The 16881-nt window shown below is 37.8% G+C and carries 15 protein-coding genes and 1 riboswitch; of the genes, 12 read left to right on the top strand and 3 right to left on the bottom strand.

What is annotated here, in order from left to right; genetic code table 11:
- The first annotated feature begins 25 nt into the window (after window positions 1-25).
- The 12 genes from C7B89_RS08760 (at window position 26) to C7B89_RS08705 (ending at window position 13733) form a co-directional block, all read left to right on the top strand.
- Window positions 26-1096 (top strand): D-alanyl-D-alanine carboxypeptidase family protein, encoded by a 1071-nt coding sequence (locus C7B89_RS08760; RefSeq protein ID WP_115673515.1) that lies wholly within the window; start codon window positions 26-28, stop codon window positions 1094-1096.
- 104 nt (window positions 1097-1200) lie between these two features.
- Complete coding sequence (locus tag C7B89_RS08755; protein WP_244205598.1) at window positions 1201-1788, top strand: alkaline shock response membrane anchor protein AmaP; 588 nt, start codon at window positions 1201-1203, stop codon at window positions 1786-1788.
- A 300-nt stretch (window positions 1789-2088) separates the two neighbouring features.
- Window positions 2089-2820 (top strand): pseudouridine synthase, encoded by a 732-nt coding sequence (locus C7B89_RS08750; RefSeq protein WP_004232209.1) that lies wholly within the window; start codon window positions 2089-2091, stop codon window positions 2818-2820.
- 317 nt (window positions 2821-3137) lie between these two features.
- Window positions 3138-3677, top strand: a complete 540-nt coding sequence (gene resA / locus C7B89_RS08745) for a thiol-disulfide oxidoreductase ResA (RefSeq protein ID WP_004232210.1) — start codon at window positions 3138-3140, stop codon at window positions 3675-3677.
- A 5-nt stretch (window positions 3678-3682) separates the two neighbouring features.
- Complete coding sequence (resB, locus tag C7B89_RS08740) at window positions 3683-5359, top strand: cytochrome c biogenesis protein ResB (RefSeq protein ID WP_054550608.1); 1677 nt, start codon at window positions 3683-3685, stop codon at window positions 5357-5359.
- The gene (ccsB, locus tag C7B89_RS08735; protein ID WP_048391290.1) at window positions 5356-6537 is read left to right on the top strand and encodes a c-type cytochrome biogenesis protein CcsB; all 1182 of its coding nucleotides are present in this window, start codon (window positions 5356-5358) and stop codon (window positions 6535-6537) included. Before resB ends, ccsB begins: the two co-directional genes overlap by 4 nt.
- Before the next feature lie 114 nt (window positions 6538-6651).
- Window positions 6652-7368 (top strand): response regulator transcription factor, encoded by a 717-nt coding sequence (locus tag C7B89_RS08730; protein ID WP_004232215.1) that lies wholly within the window; start codon window positions 6652-6654, stop codon window positions 7366-7368.
- The gene (locus C7B89_RS08725; RefSeq protein ID WP_048391287.1) at window positions 7361-9136 is read left to right on the top strand and encodes an ATP-binding protein; all 1776 of its coding nucleotides are present in this window, start codon (window positions 7361-7363) and stop codon (window positions 9134-9136) included. The genes C7B89_RS08730 and C7B89_RS08725 overlap by 8 nt, the downstream gene beginning before the upstream one ends.
- A 78-nt stretch (window positions 9137-9214) precedes the next feature.
- Window positions 9215-9748: an RNA polymerase sigma factor SigX gene (gene sigX, locus C7B89_RS08720; RefSeq protein ID WP_009370717.1), complete on the top strand. Its 534-nt coding sequence runs from the start codon at window positions 9215-9217 to the stop codon at window positions 9746-9748.
- Window positions 9745-11034, top strand: a complete 1290-nt coding sequence (locus tag C7B89_RS08715; RefSeq protein ID WP_054550609.1) for a hypothetical protein — start codon at window positions 9745-9747, stop codon at window positions 11032-11034. Before sigX ends, C7B89_RS08715 begins: the two co-directional genes overlap by 4 nt.
- A 143-nt stretch (window positions 11035-11177) precedes the next feature.
- A riboswitch (FMN riboswitch) is annotated at window positions 11178-11363 on the top strand.
- Between the two features lie 216 nt (window positions 11364-11579).
- A complete protein-coding gene (locus tag C7B89_RS08710) occupies window positions 11580-12167 on the top strand; it encodes an ECF transporter S component (protein WP_036080135.1) in 588 nt (195 codons plus the stop codon).
- Between the two features lie 219 nt (window positions 12168-12386).
- A complete protein-coding gene (locus C7B89_RS08705; protein ID WP_036080548.1) occupies window positions 12387-13733 on the top strand; it encodes a sodium-dependent transporter in 1347 nt (448 codons plus the stop codon).
- 572 nt (window positions 13734-14305) lie between these two features.
- Here the strand turns inward: C7B89_RS08705 and C7B89_RS08695 are convergent.
- From C7B89_RS08695 to C7B89_RS08685, 3 genes are read right to left on the bottom strand one after another with little or no spacing between them, the layout of a single operon-like run.
- Complete coding sequence (locus C7B89_RS08695) at window positions 14306-14692, bottom strand: STAS domain-containing protein (protein ID WP_009370722.1); 387 nt, start codon at window positions 14690-14692, stop codon at window positions 14306-14308.
- 38 nt (window positions 14693-14730) lie between these two features.
- Entirely contained in the window at window positions 14731-16428 is a 1698-nt protein-coding gene (locus C7B89_RS08690) for a methyl-accepting chemotaxis protein (protein ID WP_048391281.1), read from the bottom strand.
- Window positions 16429-16455: 27 nt separating this feature from the next.
- A complete protein-coding gene (locus C7B89_RS08685; RefSeq protein ID WP_054550610.1) occupies window positions 16456-16875 on the bottom strand; it encodes an ATP-binding protein in 420 nt (139 codons plus the stop codon).
- Window positions 16876-16881 lie beyond the last annotated feature (6 nt).

The following is a 16881-nucleotide window of genomic DNA, read 5'->3' as shown; positions in this document are numbered from 1 at the left end:
ATCACATTGAATAAGGAGTGGCTCGTTGCTTCGGTTATTTCGTTTAACACTGTTTATGATCATTGTGTTAATGGTAATGCTTCCTCAGACTAGCTTTGCAAGAGGAGGAAGCGGCTATGCTGTCTTGGATGGCGATACAGGTCGACTTTTAATTGGATCCAATAGCGATGAACGATTACCTATTGCTAGCCTCACAAAAATTTGGACAGCACTTGTGGCAATTGAAAATAGTGACTTGCAGGATGAAGTCGTTATATCCCCTAAGGCTGCTATGGCTGAGGGGAGCTCTATTTACCTACAGGCTGGTGAAACGGTGACAGTTGAAACGTTATTGTATGGCTTAATGCTACGTTCCGGCAATGATGCTGCAACAGCCTTAGCCGAACATGTAGGAGGGTCTGTAGAGGGTTTTGTCAAATTAATGAATGAAAGAGCTGTTATTGCAGGTCTTACCAATACCGTCTTTATGAATCCTTCTGGTCTTCATCATGATGAGCATTTATCGTCTGCAAGAGATACTGCTGAGATGTTAAGACTTGCGTTGCAAAATAAAACATTTGAGAAAATTGCTTCAACTGTACTTTATCGGGCAAATACAGTAAACGGAATGTTATGGGAAAATAAACACCGTCTATTAAGAGAAGGTTCAGGAATGGCAGCAGATATAGATGATGAGACAGAACAGCCTGTTAGTTCCTTAAAGTCAGCCACTGGTACTGCTTTCGCTGGAAAAACGGGCTTTACTAAGGTTGCTGGACGAACACTTGCAACGGCCTTTCAAAAGGACGGACAAATCTGCATTGTCGTCACATTAAATGAATCAGATGATTGGAATGTACATCGAGGTTTATCCAATAAAGTATGGCAAGATTATAGTCTTGAAACAGTAGTGAAAAAGGGTAAATACAATGTCAATAAAAAGTTGGCTATTCGTTTACAAGAGCCCGTTCGACTACAGTTAAATAAAGAGGAAAAAGAACAGGTGAGGCAAGTATTACATGTTTCAAGGAAACGCCAAGAAGCAGTCTTGTCTATCTTTATAGGAGAAGAACGGATTTATGCAACGCCAGTAAAAGTTGAATCAGCGGATCGTTAAAAACGATTTGCTGATTTTTTACATTATTTGATCAATTGATGTTAAATTTGGTAAAATGATAATGAATTTAAAATTCTTAATTTTCGAAAAAAGGGGTGAGGAAATTGAGGGAAGCTTCAATGGAAAGTAATGGTAGGCAAATTCAATTTGGGCTAATCATTATCTTATTCTTATCAAGTTTAATTGTGCCTGTCATTCTTCTATATCCAATTCAAGAGATACTATATCGACCTAATGAATTTTATTATTTTGCACCTTATTTTAATGCTTATATTATCTTTATGGTCTCTTTATTTGTCATGGCCCTCGTACTACTAATCAATTATTTGATCATACCTAAAACGAAAAAAAGAAAGAATATAAAACGTGGTCTAGTATCTACTTCCTTATTAATTGCCTTAGGTTTCATCGCATTAAGCTTTAATACTTATAAATGGATAGATTCAAGAGGTATTCATATGAATCCATTTTTTAGTTTAAAAGTAAATTTTGTCGAGTGGGAAGAAATAGTGAAAGTTGAGCAGGTTAATCTAGAAAAAAGTGGTGTGACAAAGCCTGATCATCTGGTTTTTACATTTCAAGATGGTTCCACAATGGAGGAACCTTTGGCAGGCAACATGGTACTGGCTAAAAACTATATAGCCAATGAGTTAAAGCAACGTGGCCTAACAATTGAAAATGTATACAGATAAAAGCTGCCGAATGGTAGCTTTTTTTGTGTCAAAATAAACATTTTACAATCGATTCGCATGATTATCAAATGAGTATACTGCTAGTAAACAAAACAAAATCTCGGTTCAAATGTTAAGAAATTAACGAACGAGAAATTAGTCGGAATACTCAATTAAAAAATGTGAAATTTGTTTTTCTTTAATAATGTCTAAAAGTATGACATAATTTTCACAGATTAGCGGGAAAAATAACCCTATTCATTGGATCGAAATCGAATGATGACGAACGTGTCAATGTGAAAGAAAACTAGAGGTGAAAAAATGGAAAGATTACAAAAGGTCATTGCCTATGCAGGTGTTGCGTCAAGGCGCAAGGCAGAGCAATTGATTTTAGAAGGTAAAGTTAAAGTAAATGGTGTAGTGGTTCGTGAGTTAGGAACAAAGGTATCTAATTCCGATACAATTGAAGTAGAAGGTGTAAAACTAGAAAAAGAAGATAAGGTATATTTCTTACTTTACAAACCACGTGGAACAATTTCTGCAGTTACAGATGATAAAGGACGCAAAACTGTCACAGATTTATTTCATCATATTCCGCAACGTATTTTCCCAGTTGGTCGTCTTGATTATGATACATCTGGATTATTGCTATTGACAAATGATGGAGAATTTTCCTATATGTTGACACATCCGAAATTTAAAATTGACAAAACATATATCGCTCGTGTCAAAGGAGTGCCAACAATTGAAGGGCTTAAAAAGCTTCAACGAGGGATCAAATTAGAGGATGGAAAGACAGCACCTGCTAAGGTAAGTATGACATCTTTCGATGAAAAAGCGGGCAAAGCTATTTGTGAAATTACGATTCATGAAGGGCGCAATCGCCAAGTTCGTCGTATGTTTGAAGCGATTGGAACACCTGTTGTTAAATTAAAACGCGAACGCTTTGCTTTTTTAGATTTATTTGGTCTTGCTCCAGGAGAATACCGTGAATTATCAAAGCATGAAGTAAAGCAACTACGTGTGTTAGCAGAAACAGGAAAGCTTGATTAATGCAATTTTGCCAGAAGAAAGTGTGGATACCAATAGAGGTATTTGGATGTTTACACTTTCTTTGTGGTGAAATCGTTCATAAATCATTCATAATTAATAGCTAAGTGTTTTTGTATCATTTTGCTATAATAGGTGAGAATAGTACACCTAGTAGCAGTTTGTTCAAAAATGCTGTAACACATTTAATCCGGTATTGTTGACGTCAATGTGAAAGAAGCTTTTACATATTTATAGACGTATAGAGAGTGAAAAAGTTCTATTTGTTTCTTCAATATGTAAAAGCAACGCAAGCCGTAATTGATAGGGGGTTTATTAACTTGGAGAAAAAGAAAAAACGTCTTGTACTGCGAACTGTCATTTTAGCTGTGTTAGCGTTGGCAATCGGGTACACAGTATATGGAACAGCAACAAAGGAAAAAGTAGAGTTAGTAGCAGTAGGCTCTGAGGCACCTGACTTCACGTTAGTAGATTTAAACGGTGAAAAACATAAATTGTCGGATTATAAAGGGCAAGGGGTATTTTTAAATTTCTGGGGAACTTGGTGTAAGCCTTGTGAGAAGGAAATGCCCGCAATGGACAATCAGTATCAAGAATTTAAAGATCACGGTGTACAAACATTAGCTGTCAATATTGCTCAAACAGATTTTGAAGTACAGAATTTTGTCGATCGATATGGGTTGTCATTTCCAGTAGTTATCGACAAAACAAAAAGTGTTATGACTGCTTATAATGTAGGACAATTACCTGCAACAGTGTTAATTGATCCAGAAGGCAAAGTGGCCAAAATTATTACAGGTGAAATGACGGAGAAAGATATTGCTTCGTACATGGAATTAGTGAAGCCAAATAAGGAGTAATGACGATGGAAAAAATCATTTGTGCTTGTGGTCATAGTAATCCATACGGCACGAAGCTTTGTGAAAAATGTGGTCGTCCTTTAACCGAAGAAGAAAAACAAAATAAAGTTGTTGATATGCGCTATGATGGTATGGCCATTCGCTCCAAAACATATAACAAATCATTTGTTGATAAAATATGGAATTTCTTCTCAAGTGTTAAAGTTGGTATATCCTTAATTATTATCACATTAATTGCTGCTTCAGTCGGAACATTACTACCGCAAGAGTTTTACGTAAAAGCTTCTGATATGGAGAAGGGGGCTTATTACGCAGACGTATATGGTACATTCGGTAAAATCTATTATACGTTGGGGCTTTCGGATTTATATAGCTCATGGTGGTTCCAGATTTTAGTTGGTATGCTAGCAGTATCAATTATAGTGGCAAGTCTTGACCGAGGCATTCCACTTTATAAATCATTAAAGAATCAACGTGTTAAAAGACATGAAAGCTTTATGAAGCGTCAGCGCATTGTTGCAGAAGGACAAGTGTCAGCGAGTGCGGAGGAAACGCTTGATAAAGTGGCTCAAAAAATGACTGAGATGAAGTATTCTGTTCGTCGAGATGGTAGCGCTCTCTTAGCTGAAAAAGGACGCTTTTCTCGTTACGGTCCGTACATAAACCATGTAGGTCTCATCATTTTTTTAGGTGGGGTCATGCTACGTCTAGTTCCAGGCTTCTATGTTGATGAATCGATATGGGTGCGTGAAGGTGAAACACGAGCTATCACTGGAATGGAAGGCTATTTCATTGAAAACCGTGACTTTATTTTAGAAACACATGATAATACACCTCAAGGTGAGCAAGTTAAACAGGGTGTGAATGTAGTGGCTAAAAACTTCCAGACCGATATTACACTTTACAAGCAACCTGAAGACGCATTACCTGGGGATACGGAAAATCTAGAAAAAGTAAAAGACTATTCTATTCGTGTAAACCATCCTTTGAAAGAAGATGGCTTTGCTCTTTACCAGATGGATTATCGTCTAAATGAATTAAAACAGATGAACTTTGAATTAATTAATAAGACGACAGAGAAATCATTAGGTAAGGTAGAGATTGATTTAACAAATCCTAAAAAAGAATATGATTTAGGGAATGGTTCATCCGTTCAAATTCTTGTCTATACACCTGATTTTGATGGATTTGAAAATGGAGAACCTCAGACTAAAACGTCTATTCCAAATAATCCTGCATTTTTATTTAAAATGACTACACCAGAAACTCCTGAAGGAGAAGTAAGCTTTGTTGAAATTATGCAGCCTCCTTTAGAACCACTGGGTGAAAATAAATACAGAATGAAATTTGCTAGTGCAGAGATGCGTGATATGTCAGGTATTACGGTGCGAAAAGATAGTACCATCCCTATTCTGTTTGTTGGTGGGGTCATCTTTATGATCGGTGTTGCCATTGGCTCTTACTGGAATCATCGTCGTTTATGGCTTCAAGTGGAACCAGACGGCCGTGTGTTAATGGCTGCCCATGTCAACAAAAATATGTTCAGCATGAAAAAGGATTTAGATGCTGTTACAACATTTGCTGCATTGCCTCCGTATAAAGATCAGTTAGAGAAAGATGAGGCTGGCGAAGAGTCCACTACTGGTGGCATTAAAGAAAAGGAAGGTGACAACACCTTATGAGTTTGATTGACTTAAGTGGAAACTTACTATTTGTTGCGTTTATTGCTTATCTAGTTGCGACATTATTATTTGGTGGTTCAATTAAGCAAGGTAATGCTACTGGTAAAAATACTGGCAAATGGGGCAAGCTTGCCATTGTGGTTACTATTATTGGTTTCCTATCACAGCTTGGCTATTTTATTACGCGTTGGATTTATACAGGACATGCGCCAGTAAGTAATATGTTCGAATTTACAACTGCCTTTGGTATGTTCATTGTCGGCGCGTTTATCTTAATTTATTTTATTTATCGTTTGACTGCACTTGGATTAGTGGCACTGCCTGTTGCGCTTTTGATTATTGCTTATGCAGCAATGTTCCCGAAAGAAGTAAGTCCATTAGTGCCTTCATTACAAAGTCATTGGTTAACAATTCACGTTATTACAGCAGCATTAGGGCAATCTATTTTAGCCATTAGTGCTGTGGCAGGACTTATTTACTTGTTAAAAGTAGTAGATTTAACGAAGCCCTCTAAACAACGTTTTTGGTTAGAAGCCGTCATGTACTGTCTTGTAGTAGTTGTTGGATTTGTCGCGGTAACATCTACATTTAGTGCTATGGATTATGAGTCTAGCTATAATTATGTGGATAAAGAAGGTACTACTCGTAAAATTATTTACAATTTACCTCCAGTATTCGGTATGAATGAATATGAAGTGATAGAAGAACATGGCATGTCGCCATTAGTAGAAATGCCAGCGTTAATTAATGCTAAAAAATTAACAACCGTTGTTTGGTCATTATTGGTAGGATCTGTGTTGTATTTATTAATTCGTTTAATTGCTCGCCGTCGAATTAGTGCCATTTTCCAACCACTTGTTAAACGTGTCAATTTACAATTACTTGATGAAATTGGTTATCGTTCAGTGCTGATTGGTTTCCCTGTATTCTCCCTTGGTGCTTTAATCTTTGCGATGATTTGGGCACAAATTGCTTGGAGTCGTTTCTGGGGTTGGGATCCAAAAGAAGTATGGGCTCTTATTACATGGTTATTCTATGCAGCATTCCTGCATTTACGTCTATCAAAAGGCTGGGAAGGTCGAAAATCTGCTTGGTTAGCACTAATTGGTTTTGGGATTATTTTATTCAACCTAATTGCTGTTAACTTAATTCTTGCAGGTTTACACTCCTACGCGTAACCTGTGAAGCAACAAGCCTTTTCGCTGTAGCGAAGAGGCTTTCTTTTCTTTTCAATATGTGTCACACCATGTACAATAGAAGTTAGAGAAAGATGGAAGAGAGGGATCGTGAAAGTGTCAGAAAATATTTCAGTATTAGTAGTAGATGACGAGGATCGTATTCGCCGCTTATTAAAAATGTATCTTGAGCGAGAAGGATACCTTGTTGACGAGGCCGAAAATGGAGAACAAGCGATCGAGAAATCTTTAGAAAAAGAGTATCACTGTATTTTACTTGATATTATGATGCCTGAAAAAGATGGGCTAGAAGTGTGTGCAGAAATTCGAGAGCGCGCAGCAACACCAATTATTTTATTAACTGCCAAAGGCGAAGAAGCGAACCGTGTACAAGGCTTTGAGCTTGGTGCAGATGACTATATCGTAAAACCATTTAGTCCTCGTGAGGTTGTGTTACGTGTGAAGGCTATTTTACGTCGTTCACAGGCTTTCTCACCAACGACTAATGCATCTTCTTCAAAAGATTTAGTGGTGTTCCAACACTTAATGATTGACCATGATGCACATCGTGTGACTGCAGAAGGCATTGAGGTTAATTTAACACCGAAAGAGTATGAATTGCTGTACTTTTTAGCGAAATCGCCAGACAAAGTATTTGACCGTGAACAACTACTAAAAGAGGTATGGCATTATGACTTCTTTGGTGATTTACGCACAGTAGACACACATGTAAAACGTTTACGTGAAAAGCTCAACCGAGTTTCTGAAAACGCTGCTAAAATGATTGTGACGGTTTGGGGCGTTGGATACAAATTTGAGGTTGTCAATGAATAGAATATGGAATAGTGTTGTCGGGAAGCTATGGGTAACCATATTGCTTCTCGTTTCATTTGTATTATTTGTTTTCACGGTATTAATGCTTGAATTTCTTCAAAATTACCATATGCAGCAAGCAGAAATTTCATTGCGACAAACAGCAGCAACGGTAGCAAGTATAGTAGATGACAATGAAACAGCCGAATCTACCTCTGAATTATTAAAAGATATTTTACCTACAGGAACCAATGCATTGATCGCTATCAGTCATGTTGAAGTGTCCTTTGCGATGCAAGAGGGTGTCAACAAAAAAGAAATACAAGATACTATATTAGCCAATAAATCTTTTCATGAAGTGTTTCAATCAGATGAGCCGATTATTAAAGAAATGATGATGCCTTCTTCAACTGATCAAGAAAAAATGGAATCTTATGTCGTACTTGGTTTTCCCCTAAATGTTGAAAATGCAGTACATGGAGCTGTCTTCATCTACCAAAGCCCAGATGCGCTACATAAAACGTCTAAGGAAACTACGAAAATTGTCTTTTTAGCAGCCTTCATAGCATTTGTGTTGACGACATTCTTCGCATTCTTCCTTTCTTCACGTATAACTTCGCCATTAAGAAAAATGCGTGAATTAGCTTTTGAAATTGCAAAAGGGAATTTTGAAGCGAAAATGCCTACTACCCAAAATGACGAAATTGGTCAGCTTGCCGTTGCCTTCAACCAAATGGGCCGTCAATTAAAGCATAATTTAGAGGTTATCAATCAAGAAAACGAACAGCTTTCTAATATTTTGACATCTATGACAGATGCAGTGATTACGTTTAATCGGGATCGTACAATATTATTAAGTAATCCACCAGCCGAACGTCTGATGCAAAAGTGGTTTGTCAACAAAGGCTCACAAAGTGCAAAACCTATTCCGCCAGAGCTGTATCATATGCTTGATCATGTGCTGATGTTTGAGGATAAACTAGAAGAGGAAATTGAAATGGATGGCAGCTATTATACATTTACCATTAGTCCTCTTTATAGTGGGGAAATGATACGTGGTGCTGTCGCTGTTATTCGTGATATGACTGAACAGCATCGCTTAGAAAAACTAAGATCGGATTTTATTGCGAATGTCTCTCATGAGCTTCGGACACCGATTGCCATGCTTCAAGGTTACTCAGAAGCATTAATGGATGACGATTTTATTCAGGATCAGGAAGAGCGAAATGAGATTACCAAAATTATTTATGATGAATCGAAGCGAATGGGTCGCCTTGTGACAGATTTATTAGATTTGGCACGTATGGAATCAGGGCATATGACGCTTTATAAAGATGAATTACCAATTAATTCTACTTTTGAACGTATTACACAAAAATTTGCACAGGTAGCAAAAGAAAAGCACGTTCGTCTGCTGTTTGAGAGTGAATTTAATGACGAGGCCATGATTAATATAGATGAGGATCGCATTGAACAAGTGCTTACAAATTTAGTTGACAATGCCCTGAGACATACAGATGAAGGGTCTGTGACTGTAAAAGTAGAGCAGGAGCCGACATTTGCTAAAATATCTGTTCAAGATACAGGACATGGCATCCCTCAAGAGGACTTACCCTATGTCTTTGAACGTTTTTATAAAGCAGATAAGGCACGTACTCGTTCCAAGGGTGGAACTGGTCTCGGCTTAGCCATTGCTAGAAATATTGTGAAGGCACACTCAGGTAATATTATGGTAGACAGTGTGTTGAAAGAGGGTACGACCTTCACGTTTTATTTACCGTTCGATTAATAACAAGTATTGCTATTAATTGGCTGTAACTTCTATGAATGTAAGACGACAAATATTATAGAACGGGGGTGGAGTGCTTTGAATGACTCCGTGTTCCATCGACTATACGATGCATATCACCAAGACGTGTTTCAGTTTTTAATATATTTAGTAAAAAACCGTACACTTGCCGAAGATTTAGCACATGAAGTTTATGTACGAGTGTTGCGCTCATACGATCAATTTGCAGGCAATAGTAGTGAGAAAACTTGGCTATTTGCTATTGCTAAAAATGTAGCAATTGATCATTTTAGAAAGCAAGCTGTACGTCAAAAGCATTCACATGATTTCTTTGACTGGGAAACGGAACAGCTCCATTCAACCACGCCATCACCGGAAGATATGCTACAGGCCAGTGATGAATTTATGCAGGTGGAATCAGCACTTGAAAACTGTACAGGCGACCAAAAAATGGTCATTATTATGCGCTATTTTCAAGATTTATCGATTGCAGAAACAGCGCAAATACTAGATTGGACAGAAGCTAAGGTAAAAACGACCCAGCATCGAGCCATTAAATTTTTAAGGCAACAGCTACAGCCGATTAGAGAACAGGAGGCGAAACGGCAATGACGCATAAGCCATTTGATGATGAACAGCTTGAACATGTCTTGAACAATGCCCCTAAGCTTTCTGACCGCCGTTCAAAAGAAGAAATATTAAATCGGTTAATGGCAGATGCTCGCTTGCAGGATAATAGTCACCTACAAGAAGCGATACAACAACCTATAGAGAATGAAGAAGCACAACAAGAAAGTAAATCTTTAATACAAGATGAACGACCATCACGATTTAAGTTCCGAAAAATGCCGATTTTTACGAGTGTAGCAGCAGTTTTCGCGATAACGGTACTCGTTGGCTTCATGTTCATGAATAATAATGACGCTAGCCAAAAAGATCTAGCTAGTACGCCAGAAACGGCTAATTACTCTACGTTACAGGAAGATCGTTCTGCTAAAGAGGCAGCTACCCAGGATGAGGCACTTCAATCCAGTATTGTATCGGAGCATGAGCGTATGTTATCTTTACGGTCGTCTGTCTATGAGGAAGATGTGAAAGATGCTGTCATTTTCCGTATTGGTTTGGCAGGACGCGATGCAGAAAGTGTTCCAATGACATATGTGATACCAAATGAGCGTGTAGCAACTGATTTTGGAACAGAAAAGCCTTCTACCCTACAGATGTATGAAAAATATGCTCCTCAAATAGATGAAGAAGCCAAAGGGTTTACGGATTATCATCCTTTTAAAGGTGAACTGAAGGAGAAGGAAGACAAGCTTGTCCACGTATTACCAAAGGACAATGACTATGATGTTGCATCAGCTACCGTTAATGAGTACAAAGGGACTTTAGAGGATACCTTCTCGGATTCTGAATATACGGAAGTTGAGATTCAAAATGAAGATGGCACACCTTATGAGTTTTCTCAGGAGGGTGAGCCAAGTCAAGCCATGTCATTAACAAACGCCAAGCATTTTAATTATTATTTATACCAAGATGGTAGTGGGGCAGAATACCTGTCACCAGATTTCCGTCAAACATTTGCTAATGTTACAGAAGCACTTACACTAATGAAAAACAAAAATGATGATGTTTATGTAACAGTGGTTCCTGAAAATGTAACATATACCGTGAAAGAGGAAGCAGAAGGTGTAGTCGTAACATTCGATATTCCCTTAGATTTAGCATCGATGGAGCCAATTCGCGCTACCCAATTGATTGAAGCTATGATGTTAACTGCTGCTAGCTTTGACCAACAATTACGCTTGGATAATGTGGTCCAAGAAAGCTGGGAAGGATTCGATTTAAAAACGTATTTGCCCAAGCCTGTGGGGCCAAATAAACAATATATGCCTTAGTCAAAATCAAAAATGGAGCATTCCTGTAACATGGAATGCTCCATTTTTACAATACTTACAAATCTAATCGGAATTTTTTAAGCAGAACTATTTACTTTTTCTTAATAATTAATTATAGTAAGGTTGTAGTATAAAATAATATGATTCATCTTCGGGGCAGGGTGAAAATCCCGACCGGCGGTAATAGAGTGGTGAACCGTTAATGTTTCCATTAACTCGAATGGTTTATGCTTCGCTCTTCAGCCCGCGACCTGTGCAAATTTATTTGCATGGCTGACTTGGTGTGATTCCGAGGCCGACAGTTAAAGTCTGGATGGGAGAAGATGGAGGTACGATCGTCATTCATTGTTATGAAATAAACTATGGCCGAGCGCTTTTTTGTATGGCTTTTTAAACAGTGCTCAAAAATAGTTTAAATTGACGCTTATTCGTCATGCCTTTCTCCCTTGTGCTCTTTATGCATAAGGGTTTTTTCGTGCTAACAATTGAAAGATCGTCACCTTTCTTCTTGCGAGATTGAATCAGCAAAGAGGAGAGAGTTTTCTATGAAGAAAAATGTTAAACTTCAATCGTTTATTACGATTGGCATGCTGAGCAGTATTTCGTTTTTATTAATGCTTTTTAATTTCCCAATTCCACCATTCCCAGCATTCTTGGAAGTCGACTTTAGTGATATGCCTGCATTAATAGCAGCCATCACAATGGGGCCTGTAGCTGGTATTTTAGTAGAATTATTTAAAAATGTATTGGATTGGATTTTCTCTGGAACGCCAACAGGCGTGCCAGTAGGTCATATTGCCAACTTTGCAACAGGTATTTTATTTATTTTGCCTGTAAGCCTTATTTTTAATCGCTTTAAAACAATTGCTGGTCTTGTTGGAGGTTTGGCGACAGGAACAGTCGTAATGGCAGTAGGGATGAGTATTTTAAACTACGCAGTATTTTTACCGATGTACACATACTTCTTAGGAATGGAACCTGTTGTAGGTGACTCACTTTATAAAATGATTATCGCTGGGATTTTACCATTTAACATTGTGAAAGGTATTTTATTAACGGCTATTATGGCATTTTTATTTACAACTATGCGCAAGTGGATCGACCGCCAGCGTTCTATCTATATAACAAAATAATTTTTACTAACCTCGGGTGAACATACCTGAGGTTTTTTGTTGGAAGGAATGATGGATAGGGAAAGGTGTGAAGGAAAGAAAGGCAAAACTAACGGATAAATATAGAAAAAAGTAATGGAGTAAAATAGCTAACTAGTACTTTATAATTATAATCTAGTCGAAAGCTATATTTTCATGTAAAATAGAGAAGAGTTTAGAATGTTTGAGGAGTTTGAAGAGATGAGTGGAAAAAAAGGACAATGGTCTAGTAAATTAGGTTTTATTTTAGCGTCAGCTGGTGCGGCGATCGGACTAGGGGCAATTTGGAAACTTCCCTATGTAACAGGACAAAGTGGTGGAGGAGCATTTTTCCTTATCTTTGTGTTATTTACCTTGTTAATAGGACTACCGATGTTATTGTCCGAGTATGTTTTAGGACGTGGTACACAATCCGAGGCTGTAACAGCGTATAAAAAAATTGCTCCAACTAAGCCAGGATGGGCCTGGATTGGTCGAATGGGCGTGCTAGGCTGTTTTTTATTATTAACTTTTTATAGCGTTGTTGGAGGTTGGATCTTTATTTATAGCGGGCTAGGTGTAGCTGGCGCGGTAATTGATCCAGCAGTAGATCCAGCTGAATTATTTGGAAAAATTATAGGCACGCCTTGGATTACGCTAGTTGGTCTAGTGTTGTTTACATTAGCCAACGTACTTGTGATTTCATTAGGTGTACAAAATGGGATTGAAAAGGCCAATAAATGGATGATGCCGTTACTTTTCATAATGTTCATTGTCCTTGTTGTGCGTGCAGTTACATTAGATGGGGCAATGGAAGGGGTAAAATTCTTCTTATGGCCTGATTTCTCGAATATTACGGGTAAGGCATTATTAGAAGCCTTAGGGCAATCATTCTTTGGGTTAGCAGTAGGTTTTTCTTGTCTAGTTACATATAGCTCTTATCTAAAAAAAGATGTCAGTCTTCCGAATTCAGCGGGTTCTGTAGTGCTGTTAACCGTGCTTGTTTCATTTTTAGCAGGTTTAGCGATTTTCCCTGTTGTGTTCGCCTTTGATTTAGAGCCTGCAGCGGGTCCAGGTTTGCTATTTATGGTGCTACCAACAGCATTTAGTCAAATGCCATTTGGTGAAGTGTTTTTAGCCATGTTTTTATTGCTATTTTTATTTGCTACATTAACGTCATCATTTAGTTTATATGAGATTATCGTCGCGGCATTTATGGAGCATAGTCAGAAATCCCGTCCAATGTGGACACTTTTACTTGGTATAGTCGTATTTATTGCAGCTATTCCAGCAGCGCTTTCTTCGAGTGTTTTATCGGATATAATGATTTTTGAGAAAAGTATCTTTGATGCAACCGATTTTTTAGTGTCGAATATCATGCTTCCGCTAGGGAATTTATTCATTGCTATTTTTATTGCCTATGTAGTGGATAAAGAATTTGTGAAGAGAGAATTGCTAACGGGTAGTCAAATGGGACAAGGCTATTATTCGACATATCGTATGTTAATGCTAGTTGTTGTACCGATTATCATTCTAGTTGTGTTTGTTAATATGCTACTGCAGTATTAAAGAAAAGGTATATTCCGCCATAGGAAAAATACCTTCTCTTAGTGTTAAAAACATAACAGTCAATAGAAAGGTAGAAGTGGATTTCTATTGCAAGGCTACTTGCTTTCCTGTGGGCGAGTGCCAGCAGCTTCCTCCGTGTAGGGGCTCACCTGTCTCGTTAATCCACGGGAGTCAAGAAGCCTTCCGCACCAACCCAAAAAATCTCAATCTTTTTAGCAAAGGTTTTCAAATAAAGTAAAGGAGTTCATTACCCTTTATGAAGAGGTGTTGTCACTCATCACTTCTCCACATTGAAAATAAGAGCCTATCCCCTCTAAGAATACAAATAATGGGTAGATTTGATCGCTATGCTACTATGAGGTAAAGACACTTTGTAGAATGGTTGATAGCGTCACTCCTATGGGATTTAGCGGCTCATCGGACGCCCCCCCTGGAAAGGACGCTGGCGGAACGGAAATCAATCTCTCACCTTGCAAAGTTACTATTTCTACCGTTAACATCTTCTTTTTTAACAACATAAAAAGGTGTATTCCGTCTAATAGGAATACACCTTTTCATTATAATTATAAAGATTAATAATCGTTAAGTGATAGCTCACCTAGCCAATCTTCTTTAATAATCTTCCTTGCTTGTTCTTCACTTTCGGCAATAGGGAATACTTTATCAACCTGTGAAATAGCGAATAAGTTGCGAATGAAATCATCGACGACAATAATGGCGATTTTCTTATCTTTTACAGACACCTTCTTAGCAAAATTAACGATCATCCCGAATCCAGTACTATCAATATTTGTTACCCTTTGCATATCGATAATGTATCCGTGTTTTGTGTCTAAGCTAAGTGTTTGCAGCTCTGACTTTATTTCTTCAATCATCCCGTATTCTAAATCGCCTGTAAACGCAATCACAATATAATCAGCCTTTGTGTCAATATTCATTGCAATTTTCTTCTGATTCATCCTATAGCGCCTCCATTTTTCTTTTCTTGTTTGGGGATTTATTCAAACTTAAATTTATTCACTTCATTTTGTAATTTATCAGCAATTGATGATAACTCATCTGAGCTTTGTGTAATTTCGGCAACAGTCGCATATTGCTCTTCTGAGGTTGCGGCAATCTCTTCTGTAGCTGCTGCAGCGTCCTCGATGATGCGAGAAATATCTTGAATGGCTTGTTGCACATCTAGGGAGTTGTCGTTAACATGTGTAAATGCCACTTTCATTTGTTCGACACCTTCTTCAGTTTCGACAACTTTCTCCACGATTTCTTTTAAGGCACTTCCGCCTTTATTGATGATCGTTACTTGCTCCTCGACAGCTAGTAAATTACTTTCCATTGTTCGTACGGTCACAGATGTTTCCGCTTGGATATCATTAATAAGATTAGTAATTTGTCCAGCTGCTAAACTTGACTGTTCAGCTAATTGACGAACCTCTGATGCAACGACAGCAAAACCTTTCCCTTGATCACCTGCTCGTGCTGCCTCGATGGCCGCATTGAGTGCTAACAGATTCGTTTGTTCTGCGATGCCAGTGATAACGGTAATAATACCACCAATTTCTTCAGAGCGCTTGCCTAATTTTTGGATAGAATCTGTTGCATAAGACACTGTTTTCGTAACATCACTTAGATGCATAATCGCTTCATTGATGGCTTCTTCTCCTTTACGTGCGATATGAGTGGATTCGATAGCGCTATTTAAAGTGATTTCAGCCTTTTGTAAGCTCTTTGATACTTCCTCAAGCGTTTTTTGCATCATTGAAACTATTCGTTCAGCCTGATCAGATTGAGTGGTAGTACCAACGGCGATTTCATTCATTGTTAGTGCGATCTGATTAGATGCTTCACTTGTTTGATGTGATGATTCTGCCAAAGTGTGTGATGACTTTGCAATTTGATGTGCACTACCAGCCACAATTTTTATCGTCTCTGTTAAATGATTTTTCATACTACTAAATGCGCGTGCTAATTCAGCGATTTCATCTTTGCCTTTAGGGTTTAACAGTTTAACATTTAAATTTAGTTCTGCTAGTTCCTTGGCATTGGTACTTAGAATGTTAATAGGATTAACAATTTGCTTTTGTAAGAACCAACTAATTCCTCCGATCATTACAATGGCGATCACTAAGGAAATCGCTACATTCTCCAGTGCTGATTTTGTGGCAATGCTTATATAAGGAGCGGTAGGGACAGCGGTTGCCCATACACCGATAACCTCGCCTTGACTATTTACAATCGGATCATAGGCTGCTTGATGCAAACTTCCTAAGACATTGGCAGAACCGATAAAGCGCTTTTTTTCTCCTAGTACAACAGTAGCAACCTCGTCAGAAACCTTTGTATTTAAAGCGCGTTCACCATTATCCACTATATTGGTACTTATACGCGTATCGTTTTGAAAGATGGATACAGCATTCCCGTTTGTGAGTTCTCCAACTTTATCAGCTACCTCAAAGTTTTCTACCATATTGATATCGCCCTTATAGAGTTGGTTGTTTTTAATGGACCATTCACCAGGATATTTAGCGTCTAAATATTCATAGCTCAACTGTATATCTGATAAAAGCTTTGTATCAGCACTTTCTAATAGATTGTTCTTGGCAACAAAAAAATTGACTCCTGCTAAAAGGGAAGTAAGTAAAATAATACAACCAAATATAAGCAGATTCATTTTCTTTCGTATAGATAACTTCATTAAAACGCCCCCAATTTTACGTTTACTTTATAGATGAATCTTTTTGGAAATACCAACTAAAAATTTTGTTTCAGAAATATTTTCGAACCAAATATGGTCGACCATATTTTTGACAAAAAATAAACCGCGTCCACGATCAGCATAATCAAATTTGTCTAAATCGAATTGAAGAACTTTGTCCCAGTCCTTTTCGTCAATGCCTTTTGCTTCGTCAGTGACTGTTATTTTTATCTCTTCGTTTGATTGAGTTACTTGTATTTGAATCTTCTTTTGAGCGGGTGTATTAATTTTTCCCATAGCCTCTACGGCATTGATGACTAGTTCATGAACAACAAATCTTAACTCTCGTTTATAAGGTAGATTATATATCTCTGTATAATTCTCCATTACTTGATCAATAAAGGCTATAGCTTGTGTATCAGGATTTACATTGAGTGTGAATTCCATCTTCAA

This window comes from Lysinibacillus capsici, from assembly GCF_003367505.1.
GTDB lineage: Bacteria > Bacillota > Bacilli > Bacillales_A > Planococcaceae > Lysinibacillus > Lysinibacillus capsici.
The sequence above is the reverse complement of the archived record's forward strand: the minus strand, read 5'-3'. Positions and strand labels throughout refer to the sequence as shown.